Source organism: Alloprevotella sp. (assembly GCF_057240785.1).
Window position 1 is genome coordinate 11,421 of sequence record NZ_DBHHRH010000022.1, and the last position, 19,198, is coordinate 30,618.

At 45.1% G+C, this 19,198-nt stretch carries 11 protein-coding genes; 7 read left to right on the forward strand and 4 right to left on the reverse strand.

The window, feature by feature from the left end:
• Window positions 1-8: 8 nt before the first annotated feature.
• The 7 genes from ACO4R2_RS05220 to ACO4R2_RS05250 all read left to right on the forward strand — a co-directional run bounded on the left by ACO4R2_RS05220 (window position 9) and on the right by ACO4R2_RS05250 (window position 11,919).
• Window positions 9-1,058 carry a mannose-1-phosphate guanylyltransferase gene (locus tag ACO4R2_RS05220; RefSeq protein WP_484769443.1) on the forward strand — a complete coding sequence of 350 codons (1,050 nt, stop codon included), beginning with the start codon at window positions 9-11 and terminating at the stop codon, window positions 1,056-1,058.
• On the forward strand, window positions 1,055-2,194 hold the full coding sequence (mutY, locus tag ACO4R2_RS05225) for an A/G-specific adenine glycosylase (protein ID WP_484769444.1): 1,140 nt from the start codon (window positions 1,055-1,057) through the stop codon (window positions 2,192-2,194). The genes ACO4R2_RS05220 and mutY overlap by 4 nt, the downstream gene beginning before the upstream one ends.
• Before the next feature lie 133 nt (window positions 2,195-2,327).
• On the forward strand, window positions 2,328-3,746 hold the full coding sequence (gene rlmD / locus ACO4R2_RS05230; protein WP_484769445.1) for a 23S rRNA (uracil(1939)-C(5))-methyltransferase RlmD: 1,419 nt from the start codon (window positions 2,328-2,330) through the stop codon (window positions 3,744-3,746).
• Window positions 3,747-3,805: 59 nt separating this feature from the next.
• Window positions 3,806-4,513 carry a hypothetical protein gene (locus ACO4R2_RS05235; protein WP_484769446.1) on the forward strand — a complete coding sequence of 236 codons (708 nt, stop codon included), beginning with the start codon at window positions 3,806-3,808 and terminating at the stop codon, window positions 4,511-4,513.
• Between the two features lie 24 nt (window positions 4,514-4,537).
• Window positions 4,538-6,934: a zinc-dependent metalloprotease gene (locus ACO4R2_RS05240; protein WP_484769447.1), complete on the forward strand. Its 2,397-nt coding sequence runs from the start codon at window positions 4,538-4,540 to the stop codon at window positions 6,932-6,934.
• A 415-nt stretch (window positions 6,935-7,349) separates the two neighbouring features.
• The gene (locus ACO4R2_RS05245) at window positions 7,350-9,866 is read left to right on the forward strand and encodes an endonuclease MutS2 (RefSeq protein WP_484769448.1); all 2,517 of its coding nucleotides are present in this window, start codon (window positions 7,350-7,352) and stop codon (window positions 9,864-9,866) included.
• A gap of 43 nt (window positions 9,867-9,909) precedes the next feature.
• A complete protein-coding gene (locus tag ACO4R2_RS05250) occupies window positions 9,910-11,919 on the forward strand; it encodes a YgiQ family radical SAM protein (RefSeq protein WP_484769449.1) in 2,010 nt (669 codons plus the stop codon).
• Between the two features lie 140 nt (window positions 11,920-12,059).
• On the opposite strand, the gene ACO4R2_RS05255 is transcribed toward ACO4R2_RS05250, so the two are convergent.
• The 4 genes from ACO4R2_RS05255 to ACO4R2_RS05270 form a co-directional block, all read right to left on the reverse strand.
• The gene (locus tag ACO4R2_RS05255) at window positions 12,060-13,343 is read right to left on the reverse strand and encodes a peptidase A26 (protein WP_484769450.1); all 1,284 of its coding nucleotides are present in this window, start codon (window positions 13,341-13,343) and stop codon (window positions 12,060-12,062) included.
• Between the two features lie 542 nt (window positions 13,344-13,885).
• Entirely contained in the window at window positions 13,886-14,935 is a 1,050-nt protein-coding gene (locus ACO4R2_RS05260; RefSeq protein WP_484769451.1) for a CNNM domain-containing protein, read from the reverse strand.
• A 352-nt stretch (window positions 14,936-15,287) separates the two neighbouring features.
• The gene (locus ACO4R2_RS05265; RefSeq protein WP_484769452.1) at window positions 15,288-17,462 is read right to left on the reverse strand and encodes a GH25 family lysozyme; all 2,175 of its coding nucleotides are present in this window, start codon (window positions 17,460-17,462) and stop codon (window positions 15,288-15,290) included.
• Window positions 17,463-17,818: 356 nt separating this feature from the next.
• On the reverse strand, window positions 17,819-19,171 hold the full coding sequence (locus ACO4R2_RS05270; RefSeq protein ID WP_315090934.1) for an FAD-dependent oxidoreductase: 1,353 nt from the start codon (window positions 19,169-19,171) through the stop codon (window positions 17,819-17,821).
• Window positions 19,172-19,198: the final 27 nt, after the last annotated feature.

Below are 19,198 nucleotides of genomic sequence, written 5' to 3' on the forward strand. Positions count from 1 at the left end.
AGAGACGAATGAATCATTTAGTCATTATGGCAGGCGGTGTCGGTAGCCGCTTTTGGCCGCTGAGTAGTGAGGCTGTCCCAAAGCAATTCTTGGATGTGTTGGGCTGTGGCAAGACCTTGATTCAGCTCACTGTGGATAGGTTTAGGAACTTTGTCCCGATGGAGAACATTTGGATTGTTACCTCGGAAAAGTACAAAGCCACTATTGCAGAACAGTTGCCCGAAGTGCCAGCAACCAATGTGCTCTTCGAACCGTGTCGCCGCAATACAGCTCCGTGTATTTGCTATGTGTCCTACAAAATCAAGAAGCGCGATCCGCGTGCCAATATCGTAGTGACACCCAGCGACCATGTGGTGCTCGATGCCTCAACCTTTCGCAGCGTTGTAGAGAACGCGATGGAGTTTTCGGCTGAGACCGACGCTATTGTTACCTTAGGAATTCACCCCACGCGCCCCGAAACAGGATATGGCTATATCAAGGCTGATTTGACGTTCTCTTCCAGTCGGAAAAAAGATATTTTCCGTGTCGACTCTTTCAAAGAAAAGCCCAACCTCGAACTGGCTCAAGAATATGTGACGCATGATAATTATTTGTGGAATTCAGGTATCTTCATCTGGAGCGTATCTACGATCATCAATGCCTTTCGCGTTTACGAGCCCGATATGTCGAAAGCTTTCGAACGCTTGACTCCGATTTACGACACGGAAGAGGAGCAAGAACGCATCAATGAACTCTATCCGTCGCTTGAGAATATCAGTGTGGACTATGCCATCTTGGAAAAGGCAGAAGAAATCTTTGTGTGTCCTGCTTCGTTCGGTTGGAGCGACCTCGGCACATGGACATCGCTCCGCGACAATAGTCAGAAGGACCGATATGGCAATGCTGGAATAGGACCGGATATCAATTTCTATGATAGTTTCAACTGCGTGGTACATGCTGAGAAGCTGAAGAAAGTAGTAGTGCAAGGCCTGGACGGCTATGTCGTTGCCGAGCGCGATGGTACACTGCTGATTTGCAAACTAAGCGAAGAACAACGCATTAAATTATTCCACGATTGAAAAAAGACCCAATAAAAAATGAGTCGTTAGAAAGACAGACCGCTACATACGAGAAATCTGATACGAGTTGCGAAGCATTGCTTGGTAACTCGTTTCTTTTCTCTTCTGAGTTTGCTCGAGTGTTGCTGAAGTGGTATGAGGAGTACAAACGCCCTTTGCCGTGGCGCGACACGAAAGACCCTTATCGTATTTGGATTTCTGAAATCATCTTGCAACAAACGCGAGTGGCGCAGGGATACGACTATTATTTGCGCTTCTTAGAGCGCTTCCCCGATGTCTTTGTTTTAGCCGCTGCCAGTGAGGATGAAGTGATGCAGCAGTGGCAGGGACTGGGTTATTACTCCCGTGCGCGAAATCTTCATGCAGCAGCAAAAACTATTGCAAATATGGGACATTTTCCTACAACCTATGAAGAAATTCGCACACTAAAAGGCGTGGGAGATTACACGGCCGCTGCCATATCTGCCTTTGCTTTCGGATTGCCTACAGCTGTTGTCGATGGAAATGTCTATCGCGTGTTAGCCCGCCATTTTGGGATTTTCACACCGATAGATACAACCGCCGGGAAAAAAGTCTTTAGAGAGTTGGCACAGCAACTTCTTGACGAGCTACATCCAGGCGATTACAACCAAGCTCTTATGGATTTCGGCGCATTACAGTGTACTCCGCAGAACCCTCAGTGTACAGATTGTCCGCTAAGCCATACGTGTGTGGCACACTCTGCTGCCTGTGTCGAGCAACTTCCCGTGAAGTCGAAAAAGACGGAGGTGAAAACACGCTATTTTGTGTATCTCTATCTTCGTTGTGAGGGGAAAATCTTTTTGCATCGTAGGGGAGCCGGCGACATTTGGCAAGGTCTCTACGAACCGCCTTTGTTAGAGTTTGAGCACAAGGCGGAATTTGATGAGGTGGTCCGTACTGCTGATCTGCCTTCAGGAAGCAGCTATCACTTGGTGGCGGAAGGTATGAAACACGTTTTGACCCATCGTGTGTTGTTAGCAGATTGTTATGAGGTAGACCTTCCTGCTGAAGCTTTGCCTCTACTTGTGGAGCGCGGTTATATTGTTGTTGATGAGGAAGTGCGCAGTGAGTTTGCTGCTCCTCGACTTGTCACGCGCCTTTATTCCATGCTCTGAGTGAATCTCTTTATCCTCAAACGGATGGTTTCAAAACACGATGACAATAGAACTATATCTTTCTGCAAACAGGAGTCAATTCTGTGGTTTTCGCTATAATTGTGTATCTTTGCAATAGATTACATATATACTAATGAGTCGAAAGAAAAAGCCGCTTCCTTTATTGGAGCAAATCGAAATAACTGATGTGGCAGCTGAGGGAAAAGCCTTAGCGCGCGTTGATGGGATGGTAATTTTTGTTCCTTATGTTGTACCTGGAGATGTTGTAGACTTGCAGCTAACGCGAAAAAAGCATTCTTATGCTGAAGCCGAAGCTGTTAAAGTCCATAAGTATTCTGAAAAGCGTTGCAAGCCTTTTTGCAAACACTATGGTGTTTGTGGCGGTTGCAAGTGGGAGATTCTTCCCTATGAGGAGCAGCTTGCCTACAAACAGCAGCAGGTGACAGATGTTTTGACCCGTATTGGCAAGGTGGAACTTCCCGAGATTTCTCCAATACTTGGTAGTAAACATATCAAGCAATACCGCAACAAATTGGAGTTTGGCTTTTCCAATAAAAAATGGTTGACGAAAGAGCAGATATCTTCGGGCGAGACATTCGACAATATGAATGCCGTGGGCTTTCATATACCTGGAGCTTTTGATAAGATACTCGACATTGACGAGTGCTGGCTCATGGACGACATTAACAACCGCTTGCGTAATGGTATTCGCCAGTATGCTTTTGATAACGCTTTGACATTCTTCGACCTCCGCAAGCAGGAGGGCCTTCTGCGAAACATAATGATTCGCACATCGGCCACGGGTGAGGTGATGCTCGTTGTGCAATTCTGTTTGAAAGAGGCTGACGATCAGCCAAAGGCAATGGCACTGATGGAGTGGATACACATCAACTTCCCCGAGGTTTCTTCTCTCTTGTGGGTAGATAACCAGAAGTGTAACGATACGATTGGCGATTTAGACATTCAGATTTACGCTGGTCACGACTATATCTACGAAACAATGGAAGACCTCCGCTTCAAAGTAGGACCGAAGAGCTTCTATCAAACCAATACGGAGCAAGCCTATGAACTTTATAAAGTGGCGCGCAACTTTGCTGGATTAACTGGTAAAGAACTTGTCTACGACCTTTACACGGGTACGGGAACGATTGCCAATTTTGTGGCTCACCAAGCGCGACAAGTAATCGGCATCGAGTATGTTCCAGAGGCTATTGAAGATGCTAAAGTGAACGCTGCCTTAAACAAACTCGACAACACGCTCTTTTTTGCGGGCGATATGAAGGACGTACTGAACGATGACTTTATTGCGCAATACGGTCGGCCTGATGTGATTATCACTGATCCACCACGTGCGGGTATGCACGCCGATGTTGTCAACGTGATTCTCAATGCTGCTCCCGAGCGCATCGTTTATGTCAGCTGCAATCCTGCTACGCAGGCGCGCGACCTCCAATTGCTGGACGAAAAATATAAGGTTCTTAAGGTGCAGCCCGTAGACATGTTCCCCCACACGCAGCATGTGGAGAATGTTGTCTTGCTAACTCGAAAATAAGATAAGAGCCGCAGTCAGTGACTATTTCTTTTCACTTGCTACATTCTCTTTTTATAAACATGTCCATACTGAAGAGACATAATCCAGTCCTTGAACGTCGTCTGTTAGCCTATCTGGCCGCGGACGACATTCAAGGACTGCGTTCTTTCTTAGAGGGGCTTTCCAATCAGGATTTTCGAACAGCTGGCTTCTTGCTGGGGGAGAAGCTCTTGCCTAAGTTGGCCAACAGTCCCACGGTTTTTTGGAACTCTTTCCTTGTTCTGGTTTCTTCCAACTCAAAAGCCTATCTTGGCACCTTTCTCAAAGCTGCCATTACGCTCTATTCCATAGGTCAGTTCAAACTTGATGTTCTTACATTACAGCAGTTTGCCGATGTGGCCAGTCCAATAGATTGTCGGAAGCTTTTGCTTACCCTCTTGCCTGTAGTTCGCACAGTGGAAGAAGTTCGTTTGCTCTTGCATTTGTTTTGTTCTGACGACATACCCGCACAAGCTTTCTATCTCTTGTCAGCAGGAACCCTGCCGTGTTATTACGAAATGTTCCAACAACTCAAAAAGGTGGAACACGACACTAAGCTGCTGCGCACCTATAGCGTTCAGCTGATGCAGCGCGGCGATAACTTGAGCTATAATATGGCCAGTATCTTGCAGTCCTATTTTGCCCTTGGCGAACTTCCAGGAACTTTCTCCCTCCGTTTGCGCGACTACGAACTGAGTCGTTTGGACGGTTCTTTCGAACTCTTCAAAAAGGAAATTCTAAAAATATAATATCAATCTTTTTTTTACACACCTATGAAACATGTCATCCCGTTTCTTCTTTGCGGTCTGCTGGTAAGTACACCATCAGTCGCTCGGAAAAAGACACAGTCTGCAAAGCCTTCTGCTACGGTGGCTTCGGCAGGCGGACAGCAGGCTTCTGCTGCAAAACCTGAGACTACGAAAGGTCTGTTCACCGTAACAAAACAAGGTGAAGACTATTTCTTTGAAATCGCTGATAGTCTTTTATCTCGCGAGTTCTTAACCACTGTGCGTCTCACGCAAGCGCCAGCCAACGTTGGCAAGTTTGCCGGTGAGCAGATAAATCAGCAAACCATCTATTTTGAGAAAGCACCAGGCGATAGACTTTTGATGCGCTCAAATATTTTGATGAATACTGCCGATTCCATTGATGCTATCAATCGCGCGGTGACAATCAGTAATACAAATCCAATCATTGCCGCCTTCAAAATAGAAAGTCATGTGAAGGGTATGTATAAGATTAAAGTCACATCTCTACTCAATGATGACAATGCCGCTTTTAGCGTGCCCCAAGACGATAAACAAGATATTGGCCTTGCAGGGTTCCTGCCACAGCTTTCATATATTGAAAGCGTTAAAACGTTCCCGATGAACACAGAAATCCGTTTGGTCAGAACTTTTATGTCGCAGAAAATGCGTACGGCAGCGGCATCGGCCACTGGAAAGATCACCTTCGGCTTGAACATTTCGTTTGTACTGCTCCCTAAGAAGCCGATGATGCGCCGTTTCTTTGATCCACGCGTAGGCTATTTCACTGACGATTTTGTTTATTTCAGTGACAATCAGCAACGTGTTGAGCCGAAACGCTTCATCACTCGCTGGCGTTTAGAACCAAAAGATTCTGCCGACATGGAGAAGATGAAACGCGGTGAACTTGTGGAGCCGAAGAAACCGATTGTTTACTATATCGATCCTGCCACCCCCAAACAATGGCGCAAGTATTTGATTCAAGGTGTTGAGGACTGGCAGAAAGCTTTTGAGGCAGCAGGCTTTAAGAATGCTATTCTTGCAAAAGAATGGCCTGATTCTGACAAAACGATGAGTATGGAGGATGCGCGCTACAGCGTGATTCGCTATTTGGCCGCTCCGATAGAAAACGCTTATGGCCCACAGGTGCACGACCCGCGCTCAGGTGAAATTCTGGAAAGTCATATTTGCTGGTATCACAACGTGATGACGCTGGTACACGACTGGTATATGATTCAAGCCGGAACGCTTGATGAGGCTGCTCGCAAGATGAAGTACGACACCGAACTAATGGGCGAGCTCATTCGCTTTGTTTCTTCTCACGAAGTGGGCCACACGCTCGGTCTTCGCCATAACTTCGGCTCAAGCAGCACTGTTCCTGTCGATAGTCTTCGCAACAAAGCTTTTGTTGAGGCTCACGGGCACACGCCTTCCATTATGGACTACGCTCGTTTCAACTATGTGGCACAGCCTGAAGATGGTATCTCGCGTGCGGGTATCTTCCCACGCATTGGCGACTATGATGTATGGGCGATCAAATGGGGTTATACTCCGATGTGGAATGCCTATGATGACAATAGTGACCATTATGAGCTCGAGAAGATGACGAACGAGGCCTATGCCAAGGCACGTATCGATTCAAAGATTAGTGGTCAGCCGAGAATCTGGTTTGGTGATGGTGAAACGAATACTACCCGCGACAGTCGTTGCCAAACAGAGGACTTGGGCGATGATGCTGTCAAGGCTTCTTATTATGGTATTCGCAACTTGAAGCGCATGTTGCCACAGTTGCCCGAATGGACCTATCAAAGCAATGATATTTATTCCACAAACCTCAAGTCAATGTACCAACAGGTGCAGAGCCAGTTCCTCCGTTATATGGGGCACGTTATCCGCAACATAGGTGGTGTCTACAAAAATTATGGTACGGTGGACAATGGAGGAAATGTTTATATCAACGTCAGCAAGGCCCGTCAGAAAGAATGCTTGAAGTTTGTTGCTGATAACGTTCTCACAGAGCCTACGTGGTTCCGCGCGCCGGCTTATGTAAAAAGTCTTTTCCCTGATGTAAATAACGCTACATACGGCATTGCTGCACGCACCATGATGCTGCTTGTCAACTCCTCTCTGCTCAATGGTTTGAACAGTGAATACGAGGCTCCAGAATATTTGCAGGATCTCACAAATTACATCTTTAAGAGCAGTACGCCTTCTCAGTACACGCGTGATGTGCAGAAACTTTATGTGCAGAATCTGATCGACTTCTTCAAATCGGCAAGTCTTTCTAATGATGCGCGCCCTGCTGTGCTTTCAACGTTGAAGCAATTACGTAAGAAACTGAGTATGCCAGTGGCTGATGCTAAGACGCAGGCCCACAACGCTTCCTTAGTGGATGCTATCGACCGCGCTTTGGTGATAAAATAAACCATATTTCTTAAAACTCGCCAGCCCTATCGGGATGTTATTTGTAAAATAACTTCTCAGTAGGGCTGGTTTTTTATTGATGCATTATCTTTATTGTATCACCTGACAGCATAAGGATAGAAGCGCCTCTTCAGTATATGAAAATTGCAAAAATGATGAAAACAATGCCCATATCGGCTCTCTTTCAAAACCTCATAGAGGGAATTTTTAGAAAATACACCATTGAGACGCTCTTTTCTTAGGTTGCTGGCGGATTTTTTTAAGGCTCTCTTCTCTGGAAGAAAAGTATTTATTGTCAAATAAAGTATCAGTAAATAACGTCTCCTTGTGCGTCATTTGCTGAGAGCTTCTATCCGTTCAGCTTCTCTCTTATCTCGTATCTATTTTGTATCTTTGCCTAAAAATAAATACAAGCATGATTTTCCCTGAAAATTTTGAACAGAAAATCGGGTTTGACGAAATTCGGACGTTGCTTAAAGGGCGTTGCATGTCCACGCTTGGCACCGAATGGGTAGATAGTCAACTCAAATTTCTGTCCCGATATGAAGACGTGAGAGAAGCGCTCGAACAGGTGCGCGACTTCATACGTTTTTCTGAAGAGGAGGACGACGTTTACGAAGAAAACTTTTTCGATGTCCGTCAGGCCTTGATGCGCATCCGTCCGGAGCGCACACACATGGAAGAACTTGAGCTTTTCGATTTGAAACGTTCGCTCAAGTCGGTCAGTGATTTAGTTGATTTCTTTCGCAAAAAAGGCGAAGACGAAACACCTGAATACCCAGCGCTCACTCAGATGGCTTCCAATGTGGAGACCTTCCCGCAAATCGTTAAGCGCATTGATGAAGTGCTCAACAAATATGGAAAAGTCAAGGATACGGCTTCTCCCGAATTGCTCCAAACCCGTCATTCGATAGAAGTAACAACGCGTGGCATCAGCCATAGTTTGCGCACCCTCATCAGCGAGGCACAGGACGAAGGCTATATTGATCGCGATGTTGCGCCCACACTGCGTGATGGGCGTTTGGTGATTCCTGTTGCTCCAGCCCTTAAGCGAAAAATTAAGGGTATCATACACGACGAGAGTGCCACAGGCAAGACCGTTTTCATAGAACCATCAGTAGTTGTAGATGCAAATAATCGTATCCGCGAATTAAAGTCGCAGGAGAAGCGCGAAGTCATTCGTATCTTGCAAGAATTGACCAACAACATTCGCCCTTGTGCGCCTGCCATGTTGCAAAGTCTACACTTCTTGGCTCATATCGACTTTCTGCGCGCCTTGGCGAGCTTTTCAACGACATTTGAATCTGTTATTCCTGAAGTGCGCAAATATCCCTACATGGATTGGGTGCAAGCCATTCATCCGCTGCTTCAGCAAAGTTTGCAACGCCACGGCAGTAAGCAAGTGCCGCTCGATATTGCCCTCAAAGGCAAGCAACATATTCTGTTGATTTCAGGCCCTAATGCAGGCGGTAAGTCAGTTTGTTTGAAAACTGTCGGTTTGTTGCAGTATATGCTACAATGCGGTATGCCCGTACCTATGCGCGAAAATTCCGTGATGGGTATTTTCCAGGATATTTTCATCAGCATTGGCGATGAGCAAGACCTTGAAAACGAACTCTCCACTTACAGCAGTCATTTGCTCGGTATGAAAGCCATGATGAAAAATGCCGGGCCTCATTCGCTGCTCTTGATTGATGAATTCGGCGGCGGTACAGAACCCCAAATAGGCGGAGCTATGGCTGAAGCCATCCTTAACCGTTTTGTGGAAAATGGTACTTACGGCGTCATCACAACCCACTACCAGAATCTCAAACATTTTGCAGATTCAACGGAGAGCGTAGTGAATGGAGCTATGCTATACGATCGCGCACAGATGCAACCGCTATTCTTGTTGCGCATAGGCCATCCAGGTAGCAGTTTCGCCATAGAGATAGCCCGTAAGATAGGTTTACCCGAAGATGTGATAGCCTATGCTGCCGACTTGGTAGGGAAGGACTATGTCATGTCCGATAAATACCTCCAGGACATAGCTCGCGATAAAATGTACTGGGAAACCAAGCGTCAGAAAGTACACACGCAGGAGAAGCAGCTGCAGGCGTCGCTGGCCAACTACGAGAAAGAACTCCAGAATTTCAATCAGGAGCGGAAACAAGTGATGGCTAAAGCAAAAGAGGAAGCGCAGGACTTGCTCAAGCAGAGTAATGCGAAAATTGAAAGTACTATCCGTGCCATCAAAGAAGCCCAGGCCGAGAAAGAAAAAACGCGCGAAGTGCGCCAACAGTTAGATGAATATAAAAACGCCCTTCGTCAGGACGTGGAAGAGGAAGACCGCATAGCACGAAAGATTGAGAAAATCAAACGCCGGCAGCAGCGAAAGTCTGAAAAGAAAGGTTCTGCACTGCAACAGTTGGTTAGTACGTTGTCAAAGAATGCTTCCGATCAGCCTCAGACTGTACCTACTCAAGTAAAAGTGAGGGTGGGGGATTATGTCCGCTTAAAAGGCCAAACTACTGTTGGGCACGTGGAAGTGATTACTGGTAAGCAAGCGCGCGTTCTCTTTGGTATGATGCACACCAACGTTCCTCTGTCGCGCCTCGAAGTAACGGTGAAGCCAGAGATCAATAATATCTCAAAAGTTTCCACCTTTGTGTCGAAGCAGACACGGGATGCTGTTTACGAAAAAAAGTTGAATTTTAAGTCTGAGATAGACCTACGCGGTATGCGCGGGGATGAAGCGCTCGACGTGGTATCTCATTTCATTGACGATGCCATACTCCTAGAGCAGTCGCAAGTTCGTATTCTTCACGGAACGGGAACAGGTGCTCTCCGCGCTCTTGTCCGCCAATATCTTCAAACGGTTCCCGGCGTTAAATCCTTTCATGACGAGCACGTTCAGTTTGGCGGAGCGGGAATTACGATAGTGGAATTTTAATAAGTAAGAGGAATAGAGGGTAACTTCCTCTTTATGAGAATAGATGTTTCAAAATATACAGACTGAAAAGAGGGTACAACTGACCGACTTTCTTCCAACAACGTTGAAGGAAGTCCGTCAGCGTGGTTGGGACTACCTGGATGTTATCCTCTTTAGTGGAGATGCTTATGTCGATCATCCCTCGTTTGGCGCAGCAGTCATAGGCCGCATATTGGAAGCTGAAGGCTACCGTGTGGCCATAGTACCGCAGCCCGACTGGCATGGTGACTTCCGCGACTTTAAGAAGCTCGGACGGCCACGCCTCTTTTTTGGAATTGCACCGGGCTGTATGGACTCTATGGTCAATAAGTACACAGCCAACCGCCGTCTGCGTTCGGAAGATGCTTACAGTCCGGATGGTCGTCACGATATGCGCCCCGAATATCCAACGATAGTATATTCTCAAATTCTCAAACAGATATATCCTGATGTACCTGTGGTGCTGGGAGGGATAGAAGCCAGTCTTCGCCGCCTTACCCATTACGACTATTGGAAAGATACCCTCAAACCTTGCATTCTCAAGGAGAGTGGGGGCGACCTTATTATATACGGCATGGGCGAACTACCCATGCTTGCGCTTTGCCAGCTTTTGGAGGACAAAGTGCTACATCACGAGCCCGATGCCTTTGTGGCTGCTACCGATTTTCGGAACATCGTTGGAAAATTCCCCGTTTCGCAAACCGTCACGATGGTGAAAGAAAACGAAGTTCCAGGAGGTATCACGGAGGATGATATAGTGCTGCATAGTCATGAGGATTGTCTGAGCAATCGTAAGCATTATGCTGAGAATTTTCGTCATATAGAGGAGGAGAGTAACCGTCTTCACGCACAGCGCATCTTACAACCTTTAGGGCAAGATTATGTTGTTGTCAATCCTCCTTATCCTCCGATGACGACGGAGCAAATTGACCGTAGTTTTGACTTACCTTATACGCGTTTGCCTCACCCTAAATATCGCGGCAAACGTATTCCTGCTTATGAGATGATAAAGTTCAGCGTCAACATCCATCGCGGATGCTTTGGCGGCTGTGCTTTCTGCACCATTAGTGCCCATCAAGGCAAGTTTATCATGTCGCGTTCTAAGGAGAGCATAATTCGCGAGGTGAAGGCTGTTACGAGGATGCCCGACTTTCGTGGTTATCTGAGCGACTTAGGAGGCCCATCAGCCAATATGTACGGAATGCAGGGGCGCAACCGCGATATATGTGCCCGTTGTAAGCGTCCGTCTTGTATTAGTCCGGCTGTGTGCCCCAATCTCAATACTGACCATACACCGCTGCTTGATGTGTACCGCGCTGTTGATGCACTTTCTGGTATGAAGAAAAGCTTTATCGGTAGTGGTGTGCGTTATGATCTCTTGCTCCATAAGAGCAAAGATGAACATTCCAATAAAGCCGCACAAGAATATACGAAAGAACTTATTCTTCGGCATGTTAGTGGTCGTCTGAAAGTGGCTCCAGAGCACACTTCCGACCGCGTGCTGAACATTATGCGTAAGCCAAGCTTCCAGTTGTTTTATGAATTCAAACGCATCTTTGAGAAAATCAACAAAGAAGCTGGACTTAAGCAACAGATTATACCTTATTTCATATCCTCTCACCCAGGTTGTACGGAAGAGGATATGGCTGAATTGGCAGCACTTACGAAAGAGTTGGATTTTCATTTGGAGCAGGTTCAAGACTTCACGCCTACTCCCATGACGGTAAGCACCGAGACGTGGTATAGTGGCTACCATCCTTACACACTCGAAGCCGTTTATTCCGCACAAACACCGCAGCAGAAATTGCGTCAGCGTATGTTCTTCTTCTGGTATAAGCCAGAGGAGCGCGCAAAGATTCAGGCTGAGTTGCGGCGTATGAACCGTCCAGATTTGATACAGAAACTCTATGGCGGACTACCTGACCGCGGACCTATGCCTACTTCCAAACCTCAGCGGCAGAAGCGAAAGACGCGCGATGATAAACCGCAGTCATATAATCCTAATTTCAGTAAGAATAATAAGAGGAGGCGTTGAAGAATGCGTTGGTTCTACTCTTTAATACAAATGAAGCTCCGTGAAAAGTGCAAGACTTTCCACGAAGCTTTTTTATTGTAGTGTGTAGGAACTAATTTTGGATTGAATCTTCAATTATAAGATATTATTTTCTGTAGTTCCTATTTCACCGTAACTTTTAGCGTCTTCATCCCAGGGCGTACAATGAGATAATTGCCAGCTTCATTCAGTTGGATATCCTGTCCCTTCGTAATCATACGACCCGAGAGATCATAGATTGTCAGCGGTTGTGAACTCTTAAGCTTGCGACCATTCAAGAGCAAATCGTTAGCAATTGTGAGTTGACCAGCAGAAGTGAGTTCTTTTGTTTCCCAAACGAAACATGGGAAACCATTGTTTAAGGCTGGAATAGTCTTAAAGATTGTTGCTCCTAAACCATTATTAAATTTTTGCAGAGTTGTTTCGGAACGCATTTCTTCTTCTGATATGGGTTCAGCATTTAAATCAATGCTTTTTGTGAACTTTTCAACATAGAAGTTACCCTCCATTTTTGTATCAGCATTGGCTTCGCCAACAATAGCTCCGAGTTTTACGCCACCAGCAGCTTCCGTGAGCTTTCCTGCTGAATAGCAATAGAGCACTTTATCTTCTTGAGAAGTTTTACCCGCAATTCCTCCAACAGTAGTATAGGCTTCCACGTCACCCATATTGTAGCAACCTTGTACGACTGCTGATAAATCCATGGCTCCCACGATGCCTCCAGCATCTCCAAAGGCACCATTCACTTTACCCTTGTTGGTGCAGTATTGTACGGTACTATTTTCATACATAGCCCCCACAATGCCACCTGCAATCATGATAGAGCCAACGTATCCTAAATTAGCACAGTTTTCCACGATTCCACCATTCAGCACACCTACAATAGCCCCCGTTCCAACGGTATTGGAACAGGCAATGTTTGATTGTGGACCTATCACAAGGTTACGAATGATGCCACTTTCAGAGAGACAGGCAAAGAGGCCTACTCCCATTTCGGCTTCGGCTGTACTATCTGCTGTTATCTGTACTGTATTGGTCTTTGTGATTGTGAGACCATCTATCATCTTATGGTTACCATCGAACACTCCTGCAAAATAGTGAGACATGTCCTCGATAGGGTCGCCCGTTTCAGGATCGGCTTTCTCGTAGTAGTAGCCAATTACGGGGAAGTCTTTCCCGTTCATGTCTAAATTTGTTGTCAATTTAAAGAATTTCCCTTCATAAGACTCTCCAGCTGTTACCTTTTGTGATAGATAGGCTAAGTTTGAAGGTTTCTCAATGAGATAGGGTGCTTGCTCCGTTCCTTCTCCTTGAGTCCAAACTTCAGCGGAAGTTCCATCCCACGGTTGCGCTGAAACTTGCCAAACTGACAGAAGAACCAAAAATAATGCGTAAAATTTTTTCATAGGTAATTGAAATTTGTAAATAAATAATGAGTTAAACAACTGAGAAAGGGAAGTAATTGACAGACTAAAACAATCTTTTTTCTATTTTTATCCCTATTCAAGTGTGCTAGTGCGACAAATATAGTTCTTTTTCTAAACAAACAAAAACAATCATAAAAAAGATTTAGTAGAGGAGTTTTCTCCAATAAGATTATCTCTTTCGTGATTTTCCTTATGGTGTTTGGAAATGCAATAAAGATGTCAGCTGACACAATAAGGATACAATTTTGTAGCCTTATTGTATTTTTGAACGCTTTCTATGCATTTTTCTCTTTATTTTTGAACTAATTAGTAGGATGGGAAAGCGAAGAGTTTTATCTTTACGAAAATGATAGGTTACCAAGTAAGATTGGCGGCAATATGTGACATCAGAGTCAATACATATTGCCGCTAAACTATGATAGATTATTAAAAAATCGTATAAGATAAGAAAAGATAAACAGTAAAAAACTGATTATGTCTTCTATATACAGTCAAACTGGAAGGAGGATAAGTGGGAGAATTTATGCTTCTTTGTCGTCAGCTTGCTGTTGCTGCTGTTCCTTCCATTGTTCTCGAGCATATTCTTGCATATCGGTCACCGTGTCCTTTTCGTCAACGATTTCGGTACCAAGCATTGTTTCGATGACATCTTCCATAGTGACAATGCCTCGTAAGCAGCCGTATTCGTCGATGATGACAGAGATGTGCTCTTTCTGCGCCAATAATTTTTCCCAAATAACAGAAACACTTTCGTTTTCGGGGAAAGAAAGGATGGGGCGCACCAGTTCTTCGAGTTTCATGCTAAACCTGTCTTCTGACAGCTTCTCGAGAATGGTTTGGCGCAGTACGTAGCCTGTGATGTAGTCGTCGTTGTCCTTGAACACCGGTATGCGCGAATAGGTCTGGAACTGCTCGTGTTCACGAAATTCTTTGAGCGTCATAGATTCTTCTGCCATTTCCACGACGGAAGAAGGTGTCATGATTTCGCGTGCAGTAACCTTTGACAGTTTCAGCATATTCTGTAGCATTTTATCCTCTTTCTGCTGAAAAACACCTTCCTCTGCTCCAACGGTAACCATTGCGGAAACCTCCTCGCGACTAACAGAGGCGGGAGCAGCATCGGGCTGAATGAAATTGGTGATAAGTTCAGCCAAGAGAACAAAAGGATAAGTGATGATGACAAGGAAATGGATGAGCGGTGTGAAGCGCAAGATGATGTGCCGCCAATAGGTAGCGCCAATGGTTTTCGGAATGATTTCAGAAAAAACAAGGATGAGTACCGTTAGGCCTGCTGAAAACCACCCCAGAGCTGCATCGCCAAATTGCGCCGCAGCCATAGCTCCAACGCCAGCAGCGCCAGCGGTGTTAGCAATGGTGTTGACAGTGAGGATAGCTGAGATGGGTTTGTCGATGTCTTGCTTATATTTCTTTAAGCGGAGTGCTGTCTTTGAGCCTTCGTCTTCCTTCATGGTAACGAAAGACATAGGGGTGGAGAGTAAAGATGCCTCGAGTACGGAGCAAGTGAATGATGCGAAAACTACTAAAAATAAAAGCGCTAAAAGCGGAATCATTGTTATGAAAATGCAATTTACAAATGATGAGATGTGGAGAAATTTCACACCCGCTAGTTTTTTTAGCTAGCGGGTGCAAATATATGGATTTATGTGCGAACTGCAAAGAAAGTGAAAATGCCATGTATCTTCCGCCCCTCTGAATCTGTTTGTCGGAATTTGCTTTCTTTTTTAAGAAAGGTGACTTTTTCCGATGTAGTAAAGTCTTCTTCTTTTGCTTTGGCTAATCTTTAATACAGTTTCAGCAATGTAAGTCTTAAGCCTCATAAGTGTAAAGAAAATAGATCTACATGGAAAAGCCTCGTAGCTCATTCTAAGACCTTCGCTGCTTTTTTCTGTCTTGGAGAAAGACCTATTTGGAGTGTTTCACTCCATTGAGAGTGCGGTGTTTCTGAAAATTTCCTTTTGTTCCATTAAATACGTTGATATCTACATCGCCATGAATTCCTTTTACTCGACCTTCCGATGTTAGCTGCCAGTATTGTAGTTGTACGAAAGGTTTGAATTCTGAATAGCGTGCTATCCAAATATCATAATCTTGTAGTTCCTGCGGAGCTTTGCGTAGGTGACGATTCACGAACATTTGCCCAACGTAAATTAGCGGACGTGTACCGGTGTGGCGTTCCACAATACGTAGCCAGGAAAGCATAGCACGAAATAAAACGTCTTCGCCACCCATATCTTGGATTTGCTTTTCCGTTGGTTCGACGTCGAGCATAGGTGGAAGATCGCCTTGATGTGGTGCTGCATACTTGAGAAACCAAGCTGCTTGTTCTGCCGCTGAGATGTGTGTAGAGAAGAAGTGATAAGCTCCAACTGCGATACCGTGCTGTCGGGCGTGTTGAGCATCAGTATGGAAGTACTTGTTGCGGAGTTTTTTCCCTTCTGTAGCTTTGATATAGACAAAGCTAACAGGATAACTAGCATTTCCATGGATGCGTCTCTTCAAGCTACCAAGACTTGTGATGCGGAGATCGGACCAGTCGATGCCATACGTTTTCTTTTTGATGTCGTGCTGGAAACGTGAAATATCAATGCCGTAAACGCGGTGTGAAGTATAAATCATTTGTTCTCCAAGAAAATGATCATTCTTCCAGATGCCTGCATGGATCGTCTTCTTGGGTTCAATTGCAATGCCAAAATTAGCTCGCTTTCCTGCTTTCCATAATCCAGCATAGTATGTGCTGTCAATGGCATAGGGCATTTGGTGGTTGCTGATTTGGGGCGATTTGAATGTTCGGAGTTTTCCTTCTCCTTCAAATTCAAGATGCCGATTGAACTTTCCTGTATACTCTTGTGTGAGATTGTTAAAAGTTCCACTTTGCAGCGTGTCGGCGTGCCAATATCCCTGCCATGTTCCGCGCTGCGGAATGTGGAGTGTTCCAAAACCTTCGCGTAAACCATTTTTCCACTCTCCTTGATAAGTGCAACTATCGCCATAGATCATAGTACCCTCGCCATTAGGCTGCTGATGGAGATATCTGCCTGAATAATGTTGTTTTCCGAGAACAACCTCTTGATACTGATTACCCACAGTGTTCCATCCTAAAATATTGCGGGGAGAAGCTGTGGGAATCTTGAGCGAAACTTCTTGGAAATAATGGTGATTGTCGAAAAGACTGCGAAACCATTTTACCACATTATAGGCGAACCAACCTATGTAGGAATGGTGGGCATAAAAGAGTTTGTGCAAACTGCTAAAGTCTGCATAATTGTTTCCGTAATTAACGCCCACAAGTTGCCCCCAACGATTGACAACAATAGATGTATTGCTGAAATATTTATGATGAGGCTTGGTTTGAGCGGCATCCGACAAAGTCTCAGCATTTTCTCTCGTTTGCTGGAACCCAAGTTCTATTTTAGGCTGTGCCAAAGGCATACAATTTTGTGGATTAAAGTACCACGGAGAGAAATGCCGTGTGTTTTTAGGTAACGAATTACCTGCAATTTGAAGGAGGGAGAGGCTGTCTCCATTGTTCCGACAAAGAGCGGCTTTATAACGTCTAATCACGACTTTTCCGCTGTCAGTGGGTGAAATGACACTGACAGTATAAGATTGCAGAAGTTTGCAGGACAGCGACTTAGGTTTACTGTGAAGCATACGCTTTACACGCGAGAGCATCGAGCCTGCATTGGCCTGTCGGAGAATTACTTTCTCACGAAGAGCCATAACATCGTTATATCCATCGTCTACGACGGAGTGCGTACGAGCATAATAATCAAATTCGCGATGGCTGCGTTTGAGCTGCTTACTCAGAATTTCGAGAGCAATGCTATCTTCGCGAAGTTCCTGCCGTAGTGCGTAGTCCGTTTTCTTTGTAGTCATAGAAGCGGGGGCTGTAATAGCTGTCACAACGTGTCCACCATTCGATACAAAGAAACCGCTTCCCGATAGTTTTGCTTGATTTATGGAATCAGCTAAAGATAGCGATTCGTCAACAACTTTTGTTGAAAGTTCATTAGAATAAAGCGTGTCGCCGCTTTGAGATATGATTTGCTTGGTACAAGCGAGTTCTACTCGCACCATTCCTGACAGTTGATTTTCAAGAGAGGCTGGAAAAAATATTAGGCCTAAGCTTATGAGAAAGAACGCTGTAAGACAACTCCATTTGAAGCGACGAATCCAAGCTGCCTGCTTACGCAGCGACTTTTTAGAAAGTCTTCCAATTTGTTGGGAGCGTTTTCTAAGACGTTCTCTGAGTTTTGCCAGATTTTGTTTTTTCTCTCCTGTCTTTAAGTGTCTCCGCAATATCTTATTTGCAGGAAATTTCATTGTCCTAACGTTGTTGTGAGAGTCATAAAGGACGAGCTGCAAGAGAAGAGTCTGTTTGCTTTTCCAAAACTCTTTGTCTTGCACCTCGTCCCTGTTCCTTTAAAGACGTGTTAATCTGCTCCTTCGCTAAGAAGGTCCTTTCCCCAGTGTTGTGAAGATAAACGTTTCTCACGCTCTTGTACTTCTTTGGCTTTTCGCGCATACACAATCATGCGGAGCGATTGAGAGTAGGAAACATAATTCCATATCCAGTTGAAGAGAACAATAATTTTATTTCTGACGCCGAGAATGGAGCGGAGGTGTACAAATAGCCACATGAGCCAAGCCACAAAACCGTGCATACGAATCTTGCTGAATTCGGCAATTGCACGATTACGGCCAACAGTAGCCATAGCTCCGAGGTTGTGATAATGGAAAGCTTTGAGTTCTTTGTTCTTTTCTAGGCGTTGTAAGTTCTTCGCAAGCAAGCGACCTTGCTGTATAGCTACTTGTGCCAACTGTGGGTGCCCGTTAGGATACTCAGCATCTGCTGTCATAATACATTGGTCACCAATGGCAAAGACACCATCTAGTCCTATTACACGGTTGTATTCGTCCACTTTGATGCGTCTCCCTCGGCCTAAGAACTCATTCCCTAAGTTGCCTATAGGTTGAGCAGCGACACCACTCACCCAAATAAAGGTACGTGTGGCTATGGAGCTTCCATCTTTGAGTTGTACGCGGTGATTCTCATATCCCGTAACCATCTTATTGAGCATCACGTTAACGCCCATTTCTCGGAGATATTGTTCGGCATGGCTAGAGTTCTTCGGGTTCATTGCAGCAAGTAAGCGGTTGCCCGCTTCGATAAGATAGATCTGCATTAAACTACTGTCCATGTCTGGATAATCTTTAGGCAAGATGTAGTTTTTCATCTCTGCTAACGCTCCGGCAACTTCCACACCCGTGGCACCTCCTCCCACGATTACAACGTTTAGAAGTTCTTGTCGCTCTTGTTCACTGGCGCAAGTGATTGCGCGCTCAAAGTTTTCGAGCAGGGCATTACGCAGCCCCATAGCCTCACTCACATTTTTCATGGGGATAGCCTCTTCTTCCACATCCTTATTACCAAAGAAATTGGTTGTAGTACCCGCTGCAAAAATCAAGTAGTCGTAACTAATCTTACCTATGGACGTTTGTAGAATCTTTTGTTCAGGGAAGATGGAGCGTACCGTAGCCATACGGAAATAGAAGTTCTTTCGACGTTGATATATTTTGCGGAAAGGGAAGGAGATAGAACTGGGTTCCAATCCAGCCGAAGCTATCTGATAGATGAGGGGCGGGAATTGGTGATAATTATTGCGGTCGATAAGCACTACTTGAAAGTCGGAGTGTTTAAGTCTATTGGCTACTTGAAGGCCGCCAAAGCCACCACCGACAATAACCACGCGTTTTTTGTCGGATTTAGGAACGTTGAAGCTCATCTTAGAATAGTTGTTATGTTAACCCAA

Bases quoted from the DNA above. Each gene is read 5' to 3' on its own strand.
- ACO4R2_RS05220 (WP_484769443.1), top strand. From the start codon at position 9: ATGAATCATTTAGTCATTATGGCAGGCGGTGTCGGTAGCCGCTTTTGG.
- rlmD (WP_484769445.1), top strand. From the start codon at position 2,328: ATGAGTCGAAAGAAAAAGCCGCTTCCTTTATTGGAGCAAATCGAAATA.
- ACO4R2_RS05235 (WP_484769446.1), top strand. From the start codon at position 3,806: ATGTCCATACTGAAGAGACATAATCCAGTCCTTGAACGTCGTCTGTTA.
- ACO4R2_RS05240 (WP_484769447.1), top strand. From the start codon at position 4,538: ATGAAACATGTCATCCCGTTTCTTCTTTGCGGTCTGCTGGTAAGTACA.
- ACO4R2_RS05245 (WP_484769448.1), top strand. From the start codon at position 7,350: ATGATTTTCCCTGAAAATTTTGAACAGAAAATCGGGTTTGACGAAATT.
- ACO4R2_RS05250 (WP_484769449.1), top strand. From the start codon at position 9,910: ATGTTTCAAAATATACAGACTGAAAAGAGGGTACAACTGACCGACTTT.
- ACO4R2_RS05255 (WP_484769450.1), bottom strand. From the start codon at position 13,343: ATGAAAAAATTTTACGCATTATTTTTGGTTCTTCTGTCAGTTTGGCAA.
- ACO4R2_RS05260 (WP_484769451.1), bottom strand. From the start codon at position 14,935: ATGATTCCGCTTTTAGCGCTTTTATTTTTAGTAGTTTTCGCATCATTC.
- ACO4R2_RS05265 (WP_484769452.1), bottom strand. From the start codon at position 17,462: ATGGTGCGAGTAGAACTCGCTTGTACCAAGCAAATCATATCTCAAAGC.
- ACO4R2_RS05270 (WP_315090934.1), bottom strand. From the start codon at position 19,171: ATGAGCTTCAACGTTCCTAAATCCGACAAAAAACGCGTGGTTATTGTC.